Below are 20,397 nucleotides of genomic sequence, written 5' to 3'. Positions count from 1 at the left end.
ATATGGTAAAAATTGTCAGAAAAATAGGATTAGTAGCTCACGATGCTATGAAAAAGGATTTAATTGAGTGGGCAGTATGGAACTCTAAGCTCTTAATCGGGCATAAGTTTTATTGTACCGGAACAACCGGAACATTAATTCTGGCGGCATTGAAAGAAAAGCACCCCGATGAAGATTGGGATTTTACAATATTAAAGTCGGGACCATTGGGTGGTGACCAACAAATGGGTTCGCGCATTGTAGATAACGAAATTGATTACCTGTTCTTCTTTACCGACCCAATGACTTTACAACCTCACGATACCGACGTAAAGGCTTTAACCCGGTTGGCAGGTGTAGAGAACATTGTGTTCTGTTGTAACCGTTCAACAGCCGATCATATTATATCCAGTCCGTTGTTTCAAGATCCGGATTATGTACAGGTTCGCCCGGATTATTCAAGTTACACAAAACGGTTTGAGGATAAATCAATTGTTAAGGAAGCAGTTGAGGCGGCAGAGAAGAAGAATGAGCTATAATAATACCCAAAGGAGTTGAAATATAAAGAAAAAACCCACAACAACAGATAATTTTCAATTCTCAATTTTCAATTCTCAATTTAATATAGTACTTTTGCAGCCGATTATTCCGCCTTGGGTATTCCAAGTGTTCTTTAAGAGATTAAAGGCCACCCAACGGAGAAACCTGTATAATAAATAACAAATGTACGCAATTGTAGAAATCAATGGCCAACAATTTAAGGCCGAAGCAGGAAAGAAGTTGTTTGTTCACCACATTAAAGGTGCTGAAAACGGAGCAACTGTAGAGTTTGACAGAGTTCTTTTAGTAGACAAAGACGGTGCAATTACCGTTGGAGCACCAACTATTGAAGGTGCAAAAGTTGTATGTCAGGTTGTATCAAGCCTGGTAAAAGGTGATAAAGTTTTGATCTTCCACAAGAAAAGAAGAAAAGGTTACAGAAAACTAAACGGTCACCGTCAACAATTCACAGAGATTACAATCACAGAAGTAGTAGCTTAATCAATTAAAAAGTAGAAGAAAATGGCACATAAGAAAGGTGTCGGTAGTTCTAAGAACGGCCGCGAATCACAAAGTAAGAGATTAGGCGTAAAGATATTTGGTGGCGAAGCTTGCAAAGCAGGTAATATCATCATTCGTCAAAGAGGTACTGAATTCCACCCAGGTATTAACATGGGTATGGGTAAGGACCACACTCTTTTCGCCTTAGTAGATGGAGTTGTAAGCTTCAAAAAAGGTAAAAACGATAAGAGATTTGTATCTATTATCCCTGCTACTGAAGAAACAAACGCTTAACTTCGGATAGAAGTCAAGAATAAAAGGAGATAAAGGGAGGTAAAGTAGTTTCCATGCGGAATCGTTACTTTTACCTCCCTTTACCTCCTTTTATTCTTTACTCCTTATTATCCTATTTTACTGATCTTCTTTAATTTCTCTTCGTCCAGGATCTTTATCTTTCTACCATCAATAGTAATCAGGTTTTCGTTTGCGAAGTTAGACAAAGTACGGATGGCATTAGAGGTTGTCATATTCGATAAGTTTGCTAAATCCTCACGCGAAAGGTAAATACTCAGCGTTGATCCGTCTTCTTCCAAACCGTAGCTTTCTTTCAAAGCAATAAGAGACTCGGCCAAGCGCCCGCGAATATGTTTTTGCGTAAGATTAACGGTTCTTTCATCAGCAATCCCCAAATCTACCGACAACTGACGTATAAAGTACATTGCAACATCACTATTTTGATTTACCAACGTCACTATAGCCGACATAGGAATCATACAGATTAACGAAGGCTCCATAGCGGCAGCAGCGGTAACATATTCTTCTTTCGCAAAATAAGCACGGTATCCAAAATACTCTACCGATTTAATCATGCGTATTATCTGGCTGCGCCCCCCTACTCCATCTTTGAATATCTTTACTTTACCATACAAAAGGCACATAAGATGGGTGGCCTTTTCACCCTCACAATAAATAGTTTCGTTCTTTTTAAAGTTTTGAAGGGTAAAATGACTCGATAGGAACTCTCTCTGTTCAGAGGTTAGAGGAGCCCAAAGATCAACAATGTAATCTGATACAACAATATCAGAGAAGTTCATTTTGGCCATGAGTGCTGTAAAACTGTGTTATACAGCACAAATATAAAAAGAAAAAATGAATTATTGGGGATTTAGAATTTAGAATTAAGTAGTAAGTAGTAAGAATCTATACAGCATTGTATTCTTACTACTCAATTCTTACTACTTACTACTTTAAAACTATTTATTAAAAAGCAACTCCCTATACTTAGGTAACGGCCATATTTCATCGTCTATTTCAAGTTCCAGATGATCAATATGTTCGCGTATTTTGTCCAGGTATGGAACTACTGTATTAGAGTAAGCAAATGCTTTTTCTTTATGACTTTCTATTTGATTGGCTTGTTTGCGGGCTTCGGTCATATCGTTAACCAATGTTTTAATGGCGGTTACCCTGTGAGAGATCTCCCGAACCAATTCTTTTCTGTCGGCACTCATTTCTTCATACTCTTCGGTTGAGAAGATTTCTTTCAGTCCGCGAAGGTTTTCCAGCAAACGGTTCTGGTAGGTAACAGCTATAGGTACAATATGGTTGATTGCTAAATCACCCAATACACGACCTTCAATCTGAACTTTCTTTGTGTATTTCTCCAGTTCCACCTCAATACGGCCAGCCAGTTCGCTTTCATTAAAGATGCGTTCGCCAATCAGTACCGAGCGCGACTGATCGTCATTATAGTGCATCAATGCCTCAGGAACATTGGTAATATTGGTCAGTCCACGTCGTGCAGCCTCTTCTTTCCATTCTTCGGAATATCCATCACCTTCAAAACGAATCGGTTCGGATGCCAGAATCATTTCTTTCAGTAAACGGAAAATGGCTTCATCTCTTCCTACACCCTCTTCCATTAACTTATCAACAGCTGCTTTGAATTCATTCAATTGGTTGGCCATGGCAGCATTCACAGCAATCATTGAAGCAGCACAGTTGGCCGACGAACCTACAGCACGGAATTCAAACCGGTTACCCGTAAAGGCAAAAGGCGATGTGCGGTTACGGTCGGTATTATCCAACAGAATTTCAGGGATACGGCCGATGCCCAGTTTAAGGGTTGTTTTTTCTTCCGGCGTCATTTTAGAATCGCTAACCTGCTTGGTTATCTCGTCGAGCATGTGCGACAGTTGCGACCCCAGGAAAATAGATAAGATGGAAGGAGGTGCTTCGGCTGCTCCCAACCGGTGACTGTTTCCGGCACTTACAATAGAGGCGCGCAACAGATTCTGGTTTTTATAAACCATCATCAGTACATTTACCAAAAAGGTTAAGAACAGCATGTTGCCTTTTGGATTTCTACCTGGTGCAAAAAGATTTATTCCCGTATCGGTACACAACGACCAGTTGTTATGTTTACCCGATCCGTTTACTCCGCTAAAGGGTTTTTCATGAAACAAAACAGCAAAACGGTGCTTGCGTGCTATACGTTTCATCAAATCCATTACCAACTGATTATGGTCGTTTGCCAGATTGGCGTTCTCAAAAATAGGAGCTAACTCAAATTGGTTAGGTGCCACTTCGTTATGACGGGTTTTCACCGGGATACCCAGTTTGTGGCATTCTATCTCCAATTCTTTCATAAACGCAGTTACCCGCGGAGGTATTGAACCAAAATAATGGTCTTCCAACTGCTGATCTTTGGCAGAAGAATGTCCCATAAGGGTACGACCGCTAAGGCACAAGTCGGGACGTGCATCAAACAATGCAAGGTCTACCAAGAAATATTCCTGTTCCCATCCTAAATTTGTATAAACTCTGCTTACGTTTCTGTCGAATAACTGGCAAACTTCGGTTGCAGCTTTATCAACAGCACCCAATGCCTTTAGAAGAGGGGTTTTATAATCGAGTGCCTCACCTGTATACGAAATAAAAATTGTAGGAATACACAAAGTTGTATCTACCACAAAAGCAGGCGATGAAACATCCCATGCTGTATAACCACGGGCTTCGAACGTGTTACGAATCCCTCCGTTAGGAAAGGAAGAAGCATCGGGCTCCTGCTGAATTAAAAGTTTGCCCGAAAAACGTTCAATCACTTCTGCGTCTTCTCCAAACTCAATAAAGCCATCATGTTTCTCGGCTGTACCATCGGTAAGTGGTTGAAACCAATGGGTGTAGTGTGTTACATTTAACGACTTTGCCCAGCTTTTCATTCCGTTGGCAATTAAGTCGGCCATTTCCCTGCTAATAGGAATCCCTTTTTCAACTGCATCAGTTACTGCCTTGAATGCTTCTCTTGGCAAATACTCTTGCATTTTCTTTCGGTCGAACACATGACTACCGTAATAATCGGACAATTTGTTTGAAGGGGGAATAACTTCTAACGCTGTTCTGTTAGCCAGCTCTTGAAGAGCAAAAAATCTCATTTTGGCCATAAACCTATAAATTTTCGTGGTTATTTCTGCAAAAGTATATGTTTTTGGCAATACACCCCTAATTTTTAGGGGGGTATTTTTAAATAAATGCATGAAATAAAGCGATCGCGTTAGCTTTAACTCCTAGCGAAACGATAACTCCTTCCATTCTTGAATATGGATGCAGGCTAGTAATTTTACATGCAGCATAGAAAGTTATCACTTATTTTTTTCTTACCTTTGCCATTTAGTTTATAGTTACGAGTTACAAGTTGCATTATCAAAACAGTTAAAAAACTTGTAACTCGCAACTTGCAACTCGTAACTAACCAAAAGAATGGCAGAAAGTCAAGTTATATTTAATAGAAATGCAGTTGAGTTTGTAACTGTAGCAGCAGAGTTTTGTGCGTTTCTGGAACGCGCAGAAGGCATGAATCAAAAACAATTTGTGGATACCATGCTAAAAATATTGCCTTTATTATATTTAAAGGCCTCTATGCTTCCCCCCATAGAGTTATTAGAAGATGAAGAACTCGAAACCTATGTTACAGAAGAGATATACGAGGTTTTGCGTATCAATATATCGGGGATATTAGCCGATAGAGACGACTATCTGGAAGTATTTCTTCCTGATATGGCTTATAGCGATACTCCGATAAAGAAAACTATTTCCGAAGACCTGGCAGATATTTACCAGGATATCAAAGACTTTATTTTTGTATTTCAATTAGGTTTCAATCAAACGATGAACGATGCCCTATATATAGTAAAAGAGAACTTTAGTTTACTTTGGGGCCAAAAACTGGTGAATACCATGCGGGCACTGCACGATGTGAGATATAATTCGGATAACAACAACGAGGAAGAATCAGAAGAAGATATCACAGAAGATATATATGGGGATGAATAAAACATTGGTTATTAAAAGGAAAATAAATAAAGAAGAAGTAAAAGAATTGCCGAAAGCCTCTTTTCCGGGAAGAATCATTGTAATCCAAACCGAGGAGGAGGCAAATAAAGCTGTAGATTACCTTTTAACCAAGTCTGTTGTGGGTATCGACAGTGAAACCCGCCCCTCTTTCTCCAAAGGACAATCACATAAAGTAGCATTACTACAGGTTTCTTCCGAAGATAGTTGTTTTTTATTCCGGCTCAATCATATCGGGCTACCTTCATCACTCATTAAGTTTATGGAAAGCGAATTGGTAGTAAAAGTGGGGTTATCGTTAAAAGACGACTTCTTGATGCTGCGGAAAAGAGCACCATTCAAACCACAAAATTGCATCGAATTGCAACAATATGTAAAAGATGTTGGTATCGAAGAAATGAGTTTGCGAAAAATATATGCCATACTGTTTGGACAGAAAATATCTAAATCGCAACAACTCTCTAATTGGGAAACCGATATTCTTAGCGACTCACAAAAACAATATGCGGCAACCGATGCATGGGCATGCCTACATATCTATAATCGTTTAGAACATTTAAAAGACACCGGCAACTACGAACTGGAACCGGAGGATATTTACGATTAGACAATCGTAAATATAAAGTTGTAATATAAAAATCGTAAAACATGTCTTATCATAAAGTGTTTTTGAAATCCGGCAAAGAAGAGTCTTTAAAAAGATTTCATCCCTGGATTTTCTCTGGTGCTATTGCACGCATCAATGGTGAACCCGAAGAAGGTGAAGTAGTAGAGGTATATACTTCTAAGAAAGAATTTATAGCCATTGGCCATTTTCAGATTGGAAGCATTGCAGTACGTGTACTCTCTTTTCAGCAAGAATCTATCGATCTTAGTTTCTGGAAATCCCGGCTGGCTGTTGCCTGGCAGATGCGCAAAGACATTGGAATAGCTACCAATCCAACAAACAATACTTACCGACTGGTACATGGCGAAGGCGACAATCTTCCCGGACTTATTATAGATGTATATGCAAAAACAGCCGTTATGCAGGCGCACTCGGCAGGAATGCATGTAGACCGAATGACCATTAGCGAGGCTCTTGCCGAAGTGATGGCCGAAGAAATAGAAAACATATATTACAAATCCGAAACCACATTGCCTTATAAAGCCGATCTGTTTCCGGAAAACGGATTCCTGAAAGGAGGCAGTGCAGACAATATTGCTCAGGAATACGGATTAAAATTCCACGTTGACTGGTTGAAAGGACAAAAAACAGGTTTCTTTGTTGACCAACGCGAAAACCGTTCATTGCTTGAACACTATTCTAAAAACCGGTCTGTACTGAATATGTTCTGTTATACCGGTGGATTTTCTTTTTATGCCATGCGTGGAGGCGCCAAGCTGGTACACTCGGTTGATAGTTCGGCAAAAGCAATTGAATTAACCAACAGAAATGTTTCGCTAAACTTCCCTGACGATCCGCGCCATGCTGCTTATGCCGAGGATGCTTTTAAGTATCTGGACAGAATGGGTGGCGAATACGATCTCATTGTACTTGATCCGCCTGCTTTTGCTAAACATAAAGATGCACTAAGAAATGCTTTGCAGGGATACCGAAAATTAAATGCCAAAGCATTTGAAAAGATTAAGCCCGGGGGAATTCTTTTCACTTTCTCCTGTTCGCAAGTGGTAACAAAGGATAATTTCCGAACTGCGGTGTTCACAGCTGCCGCATTATCGGGTCGCAAAGTACGTATACTGCATCAATTAACTCAACCTGCCGATCATCCGGTTAATATTTACCACCCCGAAGGTGAGTATTTAAAAGGGTTGGTGCTGTATGTAGAGTGATAAAAGTGTATGAACAAACAGATTTATCTTGATAAAAGTGTAGTTAAGTAACACTTTTATCAAGATAAAAATGTAATTTTACGCATAAATAACAATATGCTAAAATGTTCAGAGAGAAAATTAATGAATTAAAGAATTGGAAAGAAAGTAATTTTCGTAAACCTTTAATTCTTCGAGGTGCCCGGCAAGTTGGCAAAACATGGCTTTTAAAAGAATTCGCCCGAATATCTTATGCTAAGTATGTTTATATTAACTTTGAAGAAACGCCCACATTGCAGAGTCTGTTTCTAAACGACTTCAATATTGATCGGATATTGACCATACTTCAAATTCATTCCCAGACTACTATAACTGCCGAAGATACACTTATTATTTTTGATGAAATACAAGCTGCAGAACGTGCAATTACTTCTCTGAAGTATTTCTGCGAAAATGCTCCTCAGTACCATATTGTTGCAGCAGGTTCTTTATTGGGGATGGGATTGCACAGCAAAATATCGTTTCCTGTTGGAAAGGTTGATTTTATGGACTTGCGCCCTCTCTCGTTTCAAGAGTTTCTGATGTCGCTCAATGAAACAGCTTTGGTCGAAGTGCTGAAAAAGAAAGACTGGGATATTATTACTGTTTTTTCCGAGAAGTTAAAGGAATACTTACGCTACTATTTATATATAGGAGGAATGCCCGAAGTTGTAGATGCGTTTATACAAACACGCGATTGGAATCAGGTTCGTCACATTCAAAATCGAATATTAAATTCGTACGAAGGAGATTTCTCTAAACATGCTCCTAGCGAAATTGTGCCACGCATAAGGATGGTGTGGCAAAGTATACCTTCACAGTTGGCCAAAGAAAATAAAAAATTCATTTATGGGGTAGTGAAAGAAGGGGCACGCGCCAAGGATTTTGAATTGGCTATTCAATGGCTGATTGACTGCGGATTACTACTGAAAAGTTTTCGAATATCAAAACCTGCTCTGCCTCTTTTAGCTTATCAAGACAACTCTGCCTTTAAACTCTTTTTGCATGATGTTGGATTGCTTGGAGCCATGGCGGCTCTTGATGTTAAAACAATAATTGAAGGCAACACTGTTTTTAACGAATTCAAAGGAGCACTGACTGAGCAATATGTTATGCAACAATTGCGTTTAGATAGTAGCAGCTATATTGGTTATTGGACAAACGAACGAAGCACCTCCGAAGTAGACTTTGTTATTCAACAAGATGGAAAAATTATTCCTATAGAAGTGAAATCCGGAGAGAATTTAAAAGCTAAAAGTTTCAAACTGTTCTGCGAGAAATATCATCCTGATGTAGCCATCCGAACTTCAATAACCGATTATCACAAAGAAGAGTGGATGGTAAATGTACCTTTATACACAATAGGCATAAGTTAAACAACGTTAAGGAAAACAAGAAACTTGCTCAAAAACTATGTTTCATAACATAAAACACTGTATATTTGCACTGTGTTTTTCATGGTATTAGATTTAAGGTTAATAAAGATTGGATGTCCGGGAGGATAGCCAATTTTTTTTTTGCCCTATTCCAAACCTAATCTCACCAGATTTCTCAAGTGTTTGTTCAATGTTTCCTTTATCACAGTTTCGCTTTGGCTCACAATGGTATATACTGCTCTAAAGTCTGGATTATTGTCTAGCTTTTGGCTTCTACAAACAAACTCTTCCAATGGGTCGGTGTCCGAATAGCCTTCAAAGATACTACTATTTGCCTCCTTTGCCTTTGCAATCAAAACAGACAGCTCCTTTGTTGATTCAATCAAAGAAAATGTTTCAATAACAACATCAAGCTGAGGATAGTTTAATGATGCACCTAAATCGTACTCCCCTATCAATCGAAACCAATCGTAAACCATTCTTATTTTCTGGGCAGTGAGTCCATTAATTGGCACATAGTTCGTGTCGAATATAACATTTTTAACAGCAGAAATAGCCTTGTTTATATCCAGTTTCTCTTCTTCGTAATATTGAGCTGCCATTTTTTTATCGCATCCTGTTTGCTCACAAATTTCGGCTATTGATTTAGCTTTGAATAGATAAACACATTTTTCAACATCACCATCGTTACTTTTCAGCAATTGCAAAGCCTCACCCATAGGTATGGGTACTATTTTTCTTAATTCTTTAATCTTGTTTGTCATTGTTGTTTTTTTGATCGGCTAATGTACTAATTAATTTTTTATAAGTAAGTGTTCATAATTGGTTCGTATTATATGAGTCATAAGTGAACTCCTCCTCTTCTTCTCCATCCTCTTCCTCCTCCTCTTCTTCATCCTTAAACGGTTCCGGTTTTTGAGGACCATATTTTTGGAAGAGGAAAGCACATATTGTACCGGCAACGGCGCCACTAAGATGTCCCTCCCACGATGTTGTAGGTTTCACAAAGAAAGGAAACATGTTCCAAACCAATCCCCCATACAAAAATGTAACCAGTAACGATAGTGCAATCAGTGGGATGTGCTTCCTTAATATACCACTAAAAAAAAGAAAAAAGGCCAAACCATAGATAATTCCGCTTGCCCCAATATGCCAGCCCGGTTTACCAATAATAAAAGTGAAACCGCCACATAATAGCCACAATACAATAATTATAACCGAAGCTATATTGCGGTAGAAATAAAAAAGACACCAGCCCAGAAACAAAAAAGGTATGGTATTGGCCAACAAGTGGCGAAAACTTCCATGTACAAACGGATGCGCAAAGATGCCAAAAACTCCTTTCTTAGCAAGAGGATAAACGCCTAGCTTAGTGAAATTCCAATCCATTCCAACTTCCAGGATTTTCATTATGTACATAATAAAAACCAGAAGTAAAGGAATTACCATCGCTACCAGAATTTTGTGAAGCTCATTTTTTATTGAAGGCATCTTTTTTTCTTTTATTTAGATCTATTTCGAACTGTTTTTTGTTTTCTGATACAATGCTACAAATAATTGATGATAAATACGAAAAATAAAGTCACTTTTTATTTTACTTTCTCTTTGGAATTCGTATTTTTGGCAATTGCATATAGCAAAAAATATAGAATTAACCATAAAATCAATAAACCATTAATAATGCACAATTATGAGTTATCTACGTTTTGACAAGACTCTGATGATTAACCTTGAAGAGTCCCTACCGCGGGAAATTCTCAGGACAAATAAATCGGGTGCTTATCATTGTACAACGATTGTTGACTGTAATACGCGGAAATATCATGGACTGCTGGTGATTCCTGTACCCAACCTTGATGACGAAAACCATGTATTGCTTTCATCATTAGACGAAACTGTAATTCAGCACGGTGCGGAGTTTAATCTGGGATTGCACAAATATTCCGGAGACAATTTTAGTCCTAAGGGACATAAATACATCCGGGAGTTTGATTGCGAGAAGATTCCGGTAACTACCTATCGCGTTGGAGGTGTAGTTTTAACAAAGGAAAAAATCTTTGTACACCACGAAAACAGAATGTTAATCCGTTATACCTTGGTAGATGCACATTCGCCAACCACTTTAAGGTTCCGTCCATTTCTGGCTTTTCGCAGCGTACGCGAATACACCAACGAAAATCTGCAAGCAAGAAGAGATTATCAGGAAATTGAAAATGGAATAAAAACATGTATGTATCCCGGATATCCGGAACTGTACATGCAACTTAATAAAAAGAATACATTCCATTTCATGCCCGATTGGTACAGGGGGATTGAATACCCCAAAGAGCAAGAAAGAGGCTATAACTTTAAAGAAGACCTTTATGTACCGGGGTACTTTGAGGTAAGCATCAAGAAAGGAGAAAGTATTGTTTTCTCGGCTGCTATATCCGAGGTTAGTACGCGGCAGTTGAAACGCATGTTCGACGAAGCTGTTAACGACAGAACACCCCGTGATAGTTTTTACAACTGCTTGAAAAATTCGGCCCATCAGTTCTTTAATGTTCAGGGCGAAGACAATTATATACTGGCCGGTTATCCTTGGTTTAAATGCCGTGCCCGCGATATGTTTGTTTCATTGCCGGGATTAACCCTTGCTGTTGACGAGCCTCAGCAGTTTGAGCAGACAATGGCTACTGCCGAAAAAGCCATCCGCCAGTATATTAACGATGAACCGTTGACGTACAATATATACGAAATGGACGATCCGGATGTGTTGTTATGGGCTATCTGGGCATTACAACAATACTCCAAAGAAACTACAAGAGAACAGTGCAGGCAAAAGTACGGGGCATTACTTGAGGATATTATAAACTTTATCATCAAACGTAAACACGATAATCTGTTCCTGCACGAAAACGGTTTGCTCTATACAAATGGTAAAGAAAAAGCTGTTACCTGGATGAATTCTACCGTAAATGGTTATCCGGTTGTTCCCCGTAGCGGATATATTGTCGAAATAAATGCATTGTGGTATAATGCACTTTGCTTTATTGGCAATCTTTTAGGCGAAGGTGGAAACACTGCACTGGCCGAAACATTATCGGCACAGGCAGCTAAAACAGCCATATCTTTTGTTGAAGTTTTCCGTAACGAATACGGTTACCTTTTAGATTATGTAGATGGCAATATGATGGATTGGAGCGTACGCCCTAATATGATATTTGCTGCTGCTTTTGATTACTCTCCTCTCGACAGAATGCAAAAGAAACAAGTTCTTGATATCGTAACCAAAGAATTGCTTACCCCTAAAGGACTTCGTTCGTTAAGCCCCAAAAGCGGAGGTTATAATCCTAATTATGTAGGGCCTCAATTGCAAAGAGACTATGCATACCATCAGGGAACGGCTTGGCCATGGTTAATGGGATTTTACCTGGAAGCTTATCTGCGCATTTATAAAATGAGTGGTTTATCTTTTGTAGAGCGTCAACTGATAGGTTTTGAAGAAGAAATAACCTCCCATTGCATTGGTACAATTTCCGAGTTGTTCGATGGAAATCCTCCTTTTAAAGGTCGTGGTGCCATATCTTTTGCTATGAATGTGGCCGAGATACTACGCATTCTGAAGTTATTGTCTAAGTTTAATTAATAAGGAGGAGGAACATAATGAAAGTATTAATGTTTGGATGGGAGTTCCCCCCACATATATTGGGAGGATTGGGAACTGCCAGTTACGGTCTAACCAAGGGCATGTCTCTTCAACAGGATATGGAAATAACCTTTTGCATTCCTAAGCCTTGGGGAGATGAAGACCAAAGTTTCTTACGCATAATCGGTATGAACAGTACCCCAGTTGCATGGCGTGATGTTAGCTGGGATTATGTAAACAGCCGTGTGGGCTCGTATATGGACCCACAACTATATTACGATTTGCGCGATCATATTTATGCCGATTTCAACTATTTACATACCAACGATTTGGGCTGTATAGAGTTTTCGGGAAGATACCCGGATAATCTCCACGAAGAAATAAACAACTACTCCATTGTGGCAGGTGTGGTAGCCCGTCAACAGGAATTCGACATCATTCATTCGCACGATTGGCTTACCTACCCCGCAGGTCTTCATGCCAAGCAGGTTTCGGGCAAGCCACTGGTTATCCATGTGCATGCAACAGATTTCGATCGTAGCCGCGGTAATGTTAATCCAACCGTATATGCTATTGAAAAGAACGGTATGGACAATGCCGACCATATAATGTGTGTAAGCGAGTTAACCAGGCAAACTGTTATTCATAAGTATTTTCAAGATCCCCGCAAGGTATCAACTGTGCATAATGCAGTAGAGCCGTTGTCGCAGGAGATTATGAATATCGAGCCTAAAAAGATACCCAAAGAAAAGGTAGTAACTTTTTTGGGTCGTATTACCATGCAAAAAGGCCCCGAGTACTTTGTTGAAGCAGCTGCAATGGTATTGAAACGCACAAAGAATGTACGGTTTGTAATGGCTGGTAGTGGCGATATGATGAATCAGATGATTCGTTTAGTTGCCGAACGTGGTATTGCCGACCGTTTCCATTTCCCCGGATTTATGAAAGGGAACCAGGTTTACGAAGTTCTGAAAGCCAGTGATGTATATATAATGCCATCTGTATCGGAACCATTCGGAATATCTCCGTTGGAAGCCATGCAGGTAAGTGTTCCTACCATTATATCCAAGCAATCCGGCTGTGCCGAAATACTTAATAAATGTATTAAAACCGATTATTGGGATATACATGCTATGGCCGATGCTATTTATTCAATCTGTACATACCCTGCCCTTTATGAGTATTTACGCGATGAAGGCAAAAAGGAAGTTGATGAAATAAAATGGGAAACCGTTGGGTATAAAGTAAGAGGTATATACGAGGAGGTAATTCAAAACTATTAAATCAAAATTATTAAATATGAGAACAATCTGTTTCTATTTTGAAATTCATCAAATCATACACTTGAAACGTTATCGTTTCTTCGAAATAGGGTCCGACCATTATTATTACGACGATTATGCCAACGAAACCACTATCAACGATGTGGCCGAACGTTCGTATATCCCTGCATTGAATGCGCTGATTGAAATGGTACACAACTCCAATGGAGCATTTAAAGTAGCACTTTCTATCTCGGGTGTTGCATTAGAGCAATTGGAAATTCATGCTCCGGCAGTTATTGACTTACTGCATCAGTTAAATGATACCGGCAATTGTGAGTTCCTTTGCGAACCTTATTCACATGGTTTATCTTCGCTTGGCAGCGAAGACTGTTTCAGAGAAGAAGTAACCAGACAAAGTAACAAAATCAAGCAGGTATTTGGTAAGAAACCCAAAGTATTCCGCAACTCCAGTCTGATTTATTCGGACGAGATAGGAGCAACTGTTGCAAGTCTGGGCTTTAAAGGAATGCTTACCGAAGGTGCAAAACACATTTTGGGGTGGAAGAGTCCTCACTATTTGTACCATTGCAATATGAATCCTAACCTTAAACTCCTGATAAGGGATTTTAAACTATCAGACGACATCAGCTTGCGTTTCTCCAACTCCGAATGGAATGAATATCCATTATTTGCTGATAAATACATGGATTGGGTTCAAGCGTTGCCACAAGAAGAACAGGTGATTAATATATTTATGGAGTTATCTGCTTTGGGTATGGCTCAGCCATTGTCATCTAATATCCTGGAATTTATGAAGGCACTACCAGCATGTGCTAAGCAACGGGGTATTACTTTCTCTACTCCAAGCGAAATAATTACCAAACTCAAATCGGTTTCAGCATTGGATGTACCTTATCCAATATCCTGGACAGATGAAGAAAGAGATACCAGTGCATGGCTTGGTAATATATTACAGAAAGAAGCCTTCAACAAACTTTATAGTATAGTTGATAGAGTAATGATGGCTACCGATAAACGTATTAAGCAGGATTGGGATTATCTTCAGGCAAGTAACAACTTCCTTTTCATGAAAACCAAAAACACAGGAATAACCGTGTACCGTGGTATTTACGATTCGCCATACGATGCTTTCACCAACTACATGAATATTCTAGGTGATTTCATTAAACGTGTAAATGCTTTATATCCGGAAGGTTTAGAGGATGAGGAATTGAACTCCTTGTTACTTACCATTAAGAATCAGGATGAAGTAATAGCTGGTTTAAACAAGGATATTGAAAAACTACGAGCGAAGAAAAAGTAGTGAGTAATGAGTAGTGAGTAATGAGTAGCGATGCCGCATGGTAACTACTCAAAACTCACTACTCATAACTCAAAACTCATTACTCAATTATTTCAAAACCGCAATATGGAACTAAAGCTTTAGGTATGCGAATACCTTCATCTGTTTGGTTGTTTTCCAGTAAAGCGGCAAGTATGCGTGGTAATGCAAGAGCCGAACCATTCAATGTGTGGCAGAGTTCTGTTTTCTTATCGGCATTGCGGTAACGGCATTTCAAGCGGTTTGCCTGATAAGATTCAAAGTTAGAAACCGAACTAACCTCTAACCAACGTTTCTGTGCTGCCGAATATACTTCAAAGTCGAAAGTAAGTGAAGAAGTAAAACTCATATCACCACCGCATAGGCGTAGAATTCGATAAGGAAGTTCCAGTTTGCTCACTAAGTTCTCTACATGGGCAATCATTTCGTTTAACGACTCATAAGAATGCTCGGGCTTGTCAATTCGTACAATCTCTACTTTGTTGAACTGATGTAAACGGTTCAAACCGCGAACATCTTTTCCGTAAGAACCGGCTTCGCGACGGAAACAAGCAGAGTATGCGCAGTTCATAACAGGTAAATCTTTCTCTTCCAGAATCACATCACGGTAGATGTTTGTTACAGGTACCTCGGCGGTAGGAATAAGATACAGATCGTCGGCAGTAGCATGATACATCTGTCCTTCTTTATCAGGCAACTGTCCTGTTCCATAACCCGAAGCTGCATTTACCACATAAGGAGGTTCTATTTCCAGGTAGCCTGCATTGCGGGCTTCATCAAGGAAAAAGTTTATTAATGCGCGTTGTAATCTGGCACCTTTACCTTTATATACAGGAAAACCGGCCCCGGCTATTTTAACACCAAGTTCAAAATCAATCAAATCATATTTCTTAGCCAGTTCCCAGTGAGGTAAGGCATCGGCAGGAAGATCAACATCGTTTCCACCTGTGCGTTCAACAACATTATCGTCGGCTCCGTAACCTTCGGGTACACTATGGTGTGGTATGTTGGGTATTGTATATAACAGTTCCTGTAGTTCGTTGGTTGCCTCGTTCATGGCAGTTTCCAATGCTTTGTTTTTCTCTTTTATTTCGCCTACCTGTGCACGGGCAGCTTCGGCCTCTTCTTTTTTGCCTTCTTTCATAAGTCCGCCAATATTCTTAGATAAAGCGTTTACTTCGGCAAGGTTGCTGTCGAGTTCGTTTTGGGTTTGCCTACGTATATTGTTCAGTTCAATAACTTTATTAAGAACTTCCTGGGCATTCTTAAAATGTTTCTTTTCAAGTCCGCTTAAAATCGCTTCGGCGTTTTCTGTAATTTGTTTGATGGTAAGCATATCTATGTATTTTAATTTTTTCGTTTACACGAGTGCAAAGATAGTTGTTTTGTTTCTATTTACACATTCAAACCTACTACTATTTCTCATTCTTGCAAAACAGCTAACCAGCTGATAACCAATGGAAATAGCAATCACCACTCACTACTATTTTTCTTTTAAACCAATTTTGTGCTCTATTTCCCTCTTTATTTGCAAGCAGGAAAACAATTCGCGATTGAGAACCTGAAAAGTAAAATTAAAAACTAATTCATTAATTAACCTTGGAAAATAATAACATGGTGAAAGCATTAAAATTAAAAGGCAAACTCCGCCTCCTATTAACCATTGTTGCAGGTTTATTGGTAACAATGAATGCACTTGCACAACAAATTACCATAACCGGTATAGTAAAAGATACCACAGGCGAGCCTGTGATCGGTGCAAATATTCTGGAAAAAGGTACTACCAACGGTACTATTACCGATTACGACGGTAACTTCCGGCTGACAGTAAAACAAGGTGCTATACTTGTATTTTCGTACATCGGAACACAACCACAAGAGCTCTCCGCTAAGCCCTCCATGAATGTAATATTAAAAGATGATGCCCAACTGCTCGACGATGTAGTTGTTATCGGCTACGGATCGGTAAAGAAATCCGATGCAACCGGATCGGTGATTGCCGTAAAACCCGATGACTTTAACAAAGGAAACCGGATTAGCGCACAAGATGCCCTTGTAGGTAAAGTTGCCGGGGTAAATGTAGTTAGCGGATCGGGAGCACCCGGACAGGGCGCAACCATACGTATCCGTAGTGGTGCATCCCTTTCAGCGTCCAACGATCCACTTATTGTTATCGACGGTGTACCAGTTGATAACTCATCCATCGAAGGTTCTTCCAACCTTATCGGGGCCATCAATCCCAACGATATCGAAACATTTACTGTATTGAAAGATGCATCTGCAACGGCTATCTATGGTTCGCGTGCATCTAACGGAGTTATTATAATCACAACTAAAAAAGGAACTTCTAACAAGTTGCAGGTTAATTATACAAATAACTTCTCTGTAAGCCATATTGTGGATAAGCTTGATATACTTACAGCAAGCGAGTTTAGGGAATTTGTTCCAACTGTTACCGGAGTTCCAACAAATCCCGAATTTGGATGCACATCAACCGACTGGCAGGATGAAATCTACCGTACCGCCTTCGGACACGAACACAATTTATCTCTATCCGGTAAAGTAAATATGCAGGCTCCTTACCGTGTATCTGTTGGCTACACCGATCAGAATGGTATTATCAAGACCAACAATTACAAACGTTATACATTTGGTGGAGGTATCTCGCCCACATTTTTCGATAATCATCTTAGCGTCAACCTCAATGCTAAACTATCTTTCGAAAAAGACAATAAAGTAGATAGCGGAGTAGTAGGAAGCGCATTATCCTATGATCCTACTCGTCCGGCAAGGACATACAGCCCCTCCTGGCAAACCGATCCCGGTCTTGGTTACTTCATCTGGATGAATGGAAACTCGCCTATGGCTATTCAAGGTGATAACCCGGTAGCCCAACTTGAGCTACAAGACAGAGTAGCAAAAGTAACCCGTTCCATCGGAAATGCAACTTTCGATTACAAAGTTCATGGTTTTGAAGACCTTCGTTTCAACCTTAACCTGGGTTACGATATCCTTGAAAGTAAATACAATAGAGACGTGCCCGATTTAGCTGGTATGATGTACACCGGAAACATGAAAGACGGAACCGGCTTGGCTGAACGTTCCACACAAAAGAAACGTAATACATTGCTCGATTTCTATGCCAATTATACCAAAGATTTTGGCAAGCATGCAGTTAATGCAATGGCAGGTTACGGTTGGCAGCATTTCTGGAAAAAGCTGGATCAGTCAACAAACGATCCTCGTGGAAACGAACTCTTCTCACCCAAACACTATGAAACAGAATACTACCTGCTTTCATTCTATGGACGTTTTAATTATACGTATGATAACCGCTATATGCTTACAGCAACATTGCGTTCGGATGCCTCTTCACGTTTCAACAAAGATAATCGTTGGGGATTATTCCCATCTGTTGCACTTGGCTGGCGTATTAATCAGGAAGCATTTCTGATAGATTCAAACGTAGTTTCCGATCTTAAGTTGCGTTTAAGCTACGGGGTAACGGGTCAGCAGGATATTATCAATGACTATCCTTACATGACAACCTTCTCTGTATCTTATCCCGAATCAAGCTATCAGTTTGGCGATCAATGGTACTATACCTATCGCCCCAACGGTTTCGACTCCGATATTAAATGGGAAACTACTACCACATGGAATGCAGGTATCGACTATGGGTTCCTTGGTAACCGCATCTATGGATCGGTAGATTATTACAAACGCTTTACCAAAGATCTATTAAACCAAATCAATGTGATTTCCGGAACAAACTACTCTCCTGTAATCTTCACCAATATTGGTGAGATGGAGAATCAAGGATTGGAATTCTCAGTGAATGTGGTTCCTGTACATACCAAAGATTTTGAATGGACAGTAGGGTTAAACTATACATGGAGCGATTCTAAAATTACCAAACTAAATGTAATTGACTCCAAGTCGAGCTTTGTAGAAACCGGATCAATTTCCGGAACAGGTAAATTTGTGCAAGCGTTTATGGTAGACGAAACTCCTTATACATTCTATCTGGCAAAACAAGCTTACGACGATGCCGGTAAACCCATTGAAGGACAATACATACAGCCCGACGGTTCGGTATCATCTACCGAAACACGTTATGCAACTGGAAAGAGTGCTCTTCCAACTTCACTGCTTGGCTTCAATACACGTTTTTCTTACCGAAACTGGGATCTGGCTCTTAGCGGACACGGTGCTTTTGGCAACTATATCTACAATTATGTAAGAGCCAGTGATTACAAAGAAAGCGTTTACAGCGATCAGGGAAGTTATTCAAACATTCTACGCTTTACGCGCGATAATGGTTTTAACCAACAACGCCTTTATACAGATCACTTTCTGGAAAAAGGAGATTATTTCCGCTTCGATAACATCACGTTGGGATATACCTTTAACAAATTGTGGAATAACTCAAGCAAGCTGAATCTTAATTTCGGTATACAAAACCTGTTTACCATTACCAGCTATAGCGGGATTGATCCCGAAATGTACAGTGGCATAGATAAGAACGTTTACCAACGTCCACGGATTTACACATTCGGTATGAATCTTACATTTTAAGGAGGTAAAGAAGAGAAGGAGGTAAAGGAGGTAAAGAAGAATATCTCTTAAAACCTTAAATTGATCACTAAAATTAAATTCAAACAATGAAAACCATAAATAAAATATTTAAAACTGTTGTCGTAGCGATGTGTGCACTTGTAGTGACCTCATGCCTGGGCGATCTTGATACCATGCCGTTAGACGATAACCAACTTGTAAGTGAGCAGGTTTACAGCACAAAAGATGGCTATACCGGCTTGCTGGCCAAATGTTATGCCTCACTGATTCTTACCGGTCAGAAAGGGGGCGACGGTGGCGACCCTGATCTTGAAGGAGCCAACGAGGGCTATTCCGGATACGTTCGTGTATTATTCTACTTACAGGAACTTTGCACAGACAACTTCCTGATGCCTTCCAGCTCGAACGGTTTGCGTATGATGCTGAATATGACCTGGACTGAGTCTAACGCGGCAGTAATCAAATGGACATACCAACGCCTGTACATGTCTATTGCCTATTGCGATGAAATGCTTCGCGAATGTACCGAAGATAAACTCAAAGGCCGTGGTTTGTGGGAAGAAATGAAAAACGATTACCAATACTACCGTGCCGAAGTACGTTTTATCCGTGCCTATTGCTATACCATGTTATGCGATTTGTTTGGTGGTGTTCCGTATGTTGACGAAAATACCGGAGTTAAAGACATACCCAAACAAATGACCCGCAAACAAACTTATGAATATGTAATAAAGGAAGCTGGCGAAATAGAAAACGAAATGAAAGGCCCGGGCGAAAACGTATATGGCCGTGTAGATCGTGTATCATTGTGGCTACTTCTGTCTCGTTTATATCTGAATGCCGAAACGTGGGTAGGTGTAAACGAATACCAGAAAGCGTATGATTATGCTAACCCAACTTTCACTCTTAAAAATAATTTTCATAAAAATTGCACTTCTATTTCCCACTATGTCAATCATAACATATTGAGAATCAATTATAGGATTG

16 protein-coding genes and 1 pseudogene are annotated in these 20,397 nt (G+C 39.7%); 12 read left to right on the top strand and 5 right to left on the bottom strand.

Annotated features, from left to right (window positions below; translation table 11 throughout):
• Positions 1-2 precede the first annotated feature (2 nt).
• The 3 genes from D0T85_RS10940 to rpmA all read left to right on the top strand — a co-directional run bounded on the left by D0T85_RS10940 (position 3) and on the right by rpmA (position 1,314).
• Complete coding sequence (locus tag D0T85_RS10940) at positions 3-518, top strand: methylglyoxal synthase (protein ID WP_163213194.1); 516 nt, start codon at positions 3-5, stop codon at positions 516-518.
• A 184-nt stretch (positions 519-702) separates the two neighbouring features.
• Entirely contained in the window at positions 703-1,020 is a 318-nt protein-coding gene (rplU, locus tag D0T85_RS10935) for a 50S ribosomal protein L21 (protein ID WP_163213191.1), read from the top strand.
• 21 nt (positions 1,021-1,041) lie between these two features.
• Positions 1,042-1,314 carry a 50S ribosomal protein L27 gene (rpmA, locus tag D0T85_RS10930; protein ID WP_163213189.1) on the top strand — a complete coding sequence of 91 codons (273 nt, stop codon included), beginning with the start codon at positions 1,042-1,044 and terminating at the stop codon, positions 1,312-1,314.
• 107 nt (positions 1,315-1,421) lie between these two features.
• On the opposite strand, the gene D0T85_RS10925 is transcribed toward rpmA, so the two are convergent.
• Both D0T85_RS10925 and D0T85_RS10920 read right to left on the bottom strand, forming a co-directional pair.
• Positions 1,422-2,123: a Crp/Fnr family transcriptional regulator gene (locus tag D0T85_RS10925; protein WP_163213187.1), complete on the bottom strand. Its 702-nt coding sequence runs from the start codon at positions 2,121-2,123 to the stop codon at positions 1,422-1,424.
• Between the two features lie 150 nt (positions 2,124-2,273).
• Positions 2,274-4,463, bottom strand: coding sequence for a glutamine synthetase III (locus D0T85_RS10920; RefSeq protein ID WP_163213185.1), 2,190 nt, complete (start codon positions 4,461-4,463; stop codon positions 2,274-2,276).
• Positions 4,464-4,779: 316 nt separating this feature from the next.
• On the opposite strand from D0T85_RS10920, the gene D0T85_RS10915 reads away from it, so the two are divergent.
• The 4 genes from D0T85_RS10915 to D0T85_RS10900 all read left to right on the top strand — a co-directional run bounded on the left by D0T85_RS10915 (position 4,780) and on the right by D0T85_RS10900 (position 8,597).
• Positions 4,780-5,352 carry a DUF5063 domain-containing protein gene (locus D0T85_RS10915; RefSeq protein ID WP_163213183.1) on the top strand — a complete coding sequence of 191 codons (573 nt, stop codon included), beginning with the start codon at positions 4,780-4,782 and terminating at the stop codon, positions 5,350-5,352.
• A gap of 4 nt (positions 5,353-5,356) precedes the next feature.
• Positions 5,357-5,977, top strand: a complete 621-nt coding sequence (locus tag D0T85_RS10910; protein ID WP_163213499.1) for a 3'-5' exonuclease — start codon at positions 5,357-5,359, stop codon at positions 5,975-5,977.
• Positions 5,978-6,018: 41 nt separating this feature from the next.
• On the top strand, positions 6,019-7,203 hold the full coding sequence (locus D0T85_RS10905; protein ID WP_163213181.1) for a class I SAM-dependent rRNA methyltransferase: 1,185 nt from the start codon (positions 6,019-6,021) through the stop codon (positions 7,201-7,203).
• Between the two features lie 104 nt (positions 7,204-7,307).
• A complete protein-coding gene (locus D0T85_RS10900) occupies positions 7,308-8,597 on the top strand; it encodes an ATP-binding protein (RefSeq protein WP_163213179.1) in 1,290 nt (429 codons plus the stop codon).
• Between the two features lie 146 nt (positions 8,598-8,743).
• On the opposite strand, the gene D0T85_RS10895 is transcribed toward D0T85_RS10900, so the two are convergent.
• A complete protein-coding gene (locus D0T85_RS10895) occupies positions 8,744-9,361 on the bottom strand; it encodes a hypothetical protein (RefSeq protein WP_163213177.1) in 618 nt (205 codons plus the stop codon).
• A gap of 52 nt (positions 9,362-9,413) precedes the next feature.
• Complete coding sequence (locus D0T85_RS10890) at positions 9,414-10,079, bottom strand: rhomboid family intramembrane serine protease (RefSeq protein ID WP_163213497.1); 666 nt, start codon at positions 10,077-10,079, stop codon at positions 9,414-9,416.
• 208 nt (positions 10,080-10,287) lie between these two features.
• On the opposite strand from D0T85_RS10890, the gene D0T85_RS10885 reads away from it, so the two are divergent.
• The 3 genes and pseudogenes from D0T85_RS10885 to D0T85_RS10875 form a co-directional block, all read left to right on the top strand.
• Positions 10,288-12,225 (top strand): glycogen debranching enzyme N-terminal domain-containing protein, encoded by a 1,938-nt coding sequence (locus tag D0T85_RS10885; protein WP_163213175.1) that lies wholly within the window; start codon positions 10,288-10,290, stop codon positions 12,223-12,225.
• A 17-nt stretch (positions 12,226-12,242) separates the two neighbouring features.
• Positions 12,243-13,508, top strand: coding sequence for a glycosyltransferase (locus tag D0T85_RS10880; RefSeq protein WP_163213173.1), 1,266 nt, complete (start codon positions 12,243-12,245; stop codon positions 13,506-13,508).
• Between the two features lie 16 nt (positions 13,509-13,524).
• Positions 13,525-14,805 (top strand): annotated as a pseudogene (locus D0T85_RS10875) (glycoside hydrolase family 57 protein); the annotation flags it as partial.
• Between the two features lie 88 nt (positions 14,806-14,893).
• Here D0T85_RS10875 and serS read toward each other — a convergent pair.
• Positions 14,894-16,168, bottom strand: coding sequence for a serine--tRNA ligase (serS, locus tag D0T85_RS10870; RefSeq protein WP_163213169.1), 1,275 nt, complete (start codon positions 16,166-16,168; stop codon positions 14,894-14,896).
• A 278-nt stretch (positions 16,169-16,446) separates the two neighbouring features.
• Here serS and D0T85_RS10865 point away from each other — a divergent pair, with 278 nt between their 5' ends.
• Entirely contained in the window at positions 16,447-19,410 is a 2,964-nt protein-coding gene (locus D0T85_RS10865; protein WP_163213167.1) for a TonB-dependent receptor, read from the top strand.
• Positions 19,411-19,496: 86 nt separating this feature from the next.
• On the top strand, positions 19,497-20,397 hold a 901-nt coding region (locus D0T85_RS10860; protein WP_370459952.1), incomplete at its 3' end, for a RagB/SusD family nutrient uptake outer membrane protein.

Source organism: Bacteroides sp. 519, from assembly GCF_010500955.1.
Taxonomy (GTDB): domain Bacteria; phylum Bacteroidota; class Bacteroidia; order Bacteroidales; family Bacteroidaceae; genus Bacteroides.
Note: the sequence above shows the minus strand (reverse complement) of the source record. Positions and strands in the feature narration are given on the sequence as shown.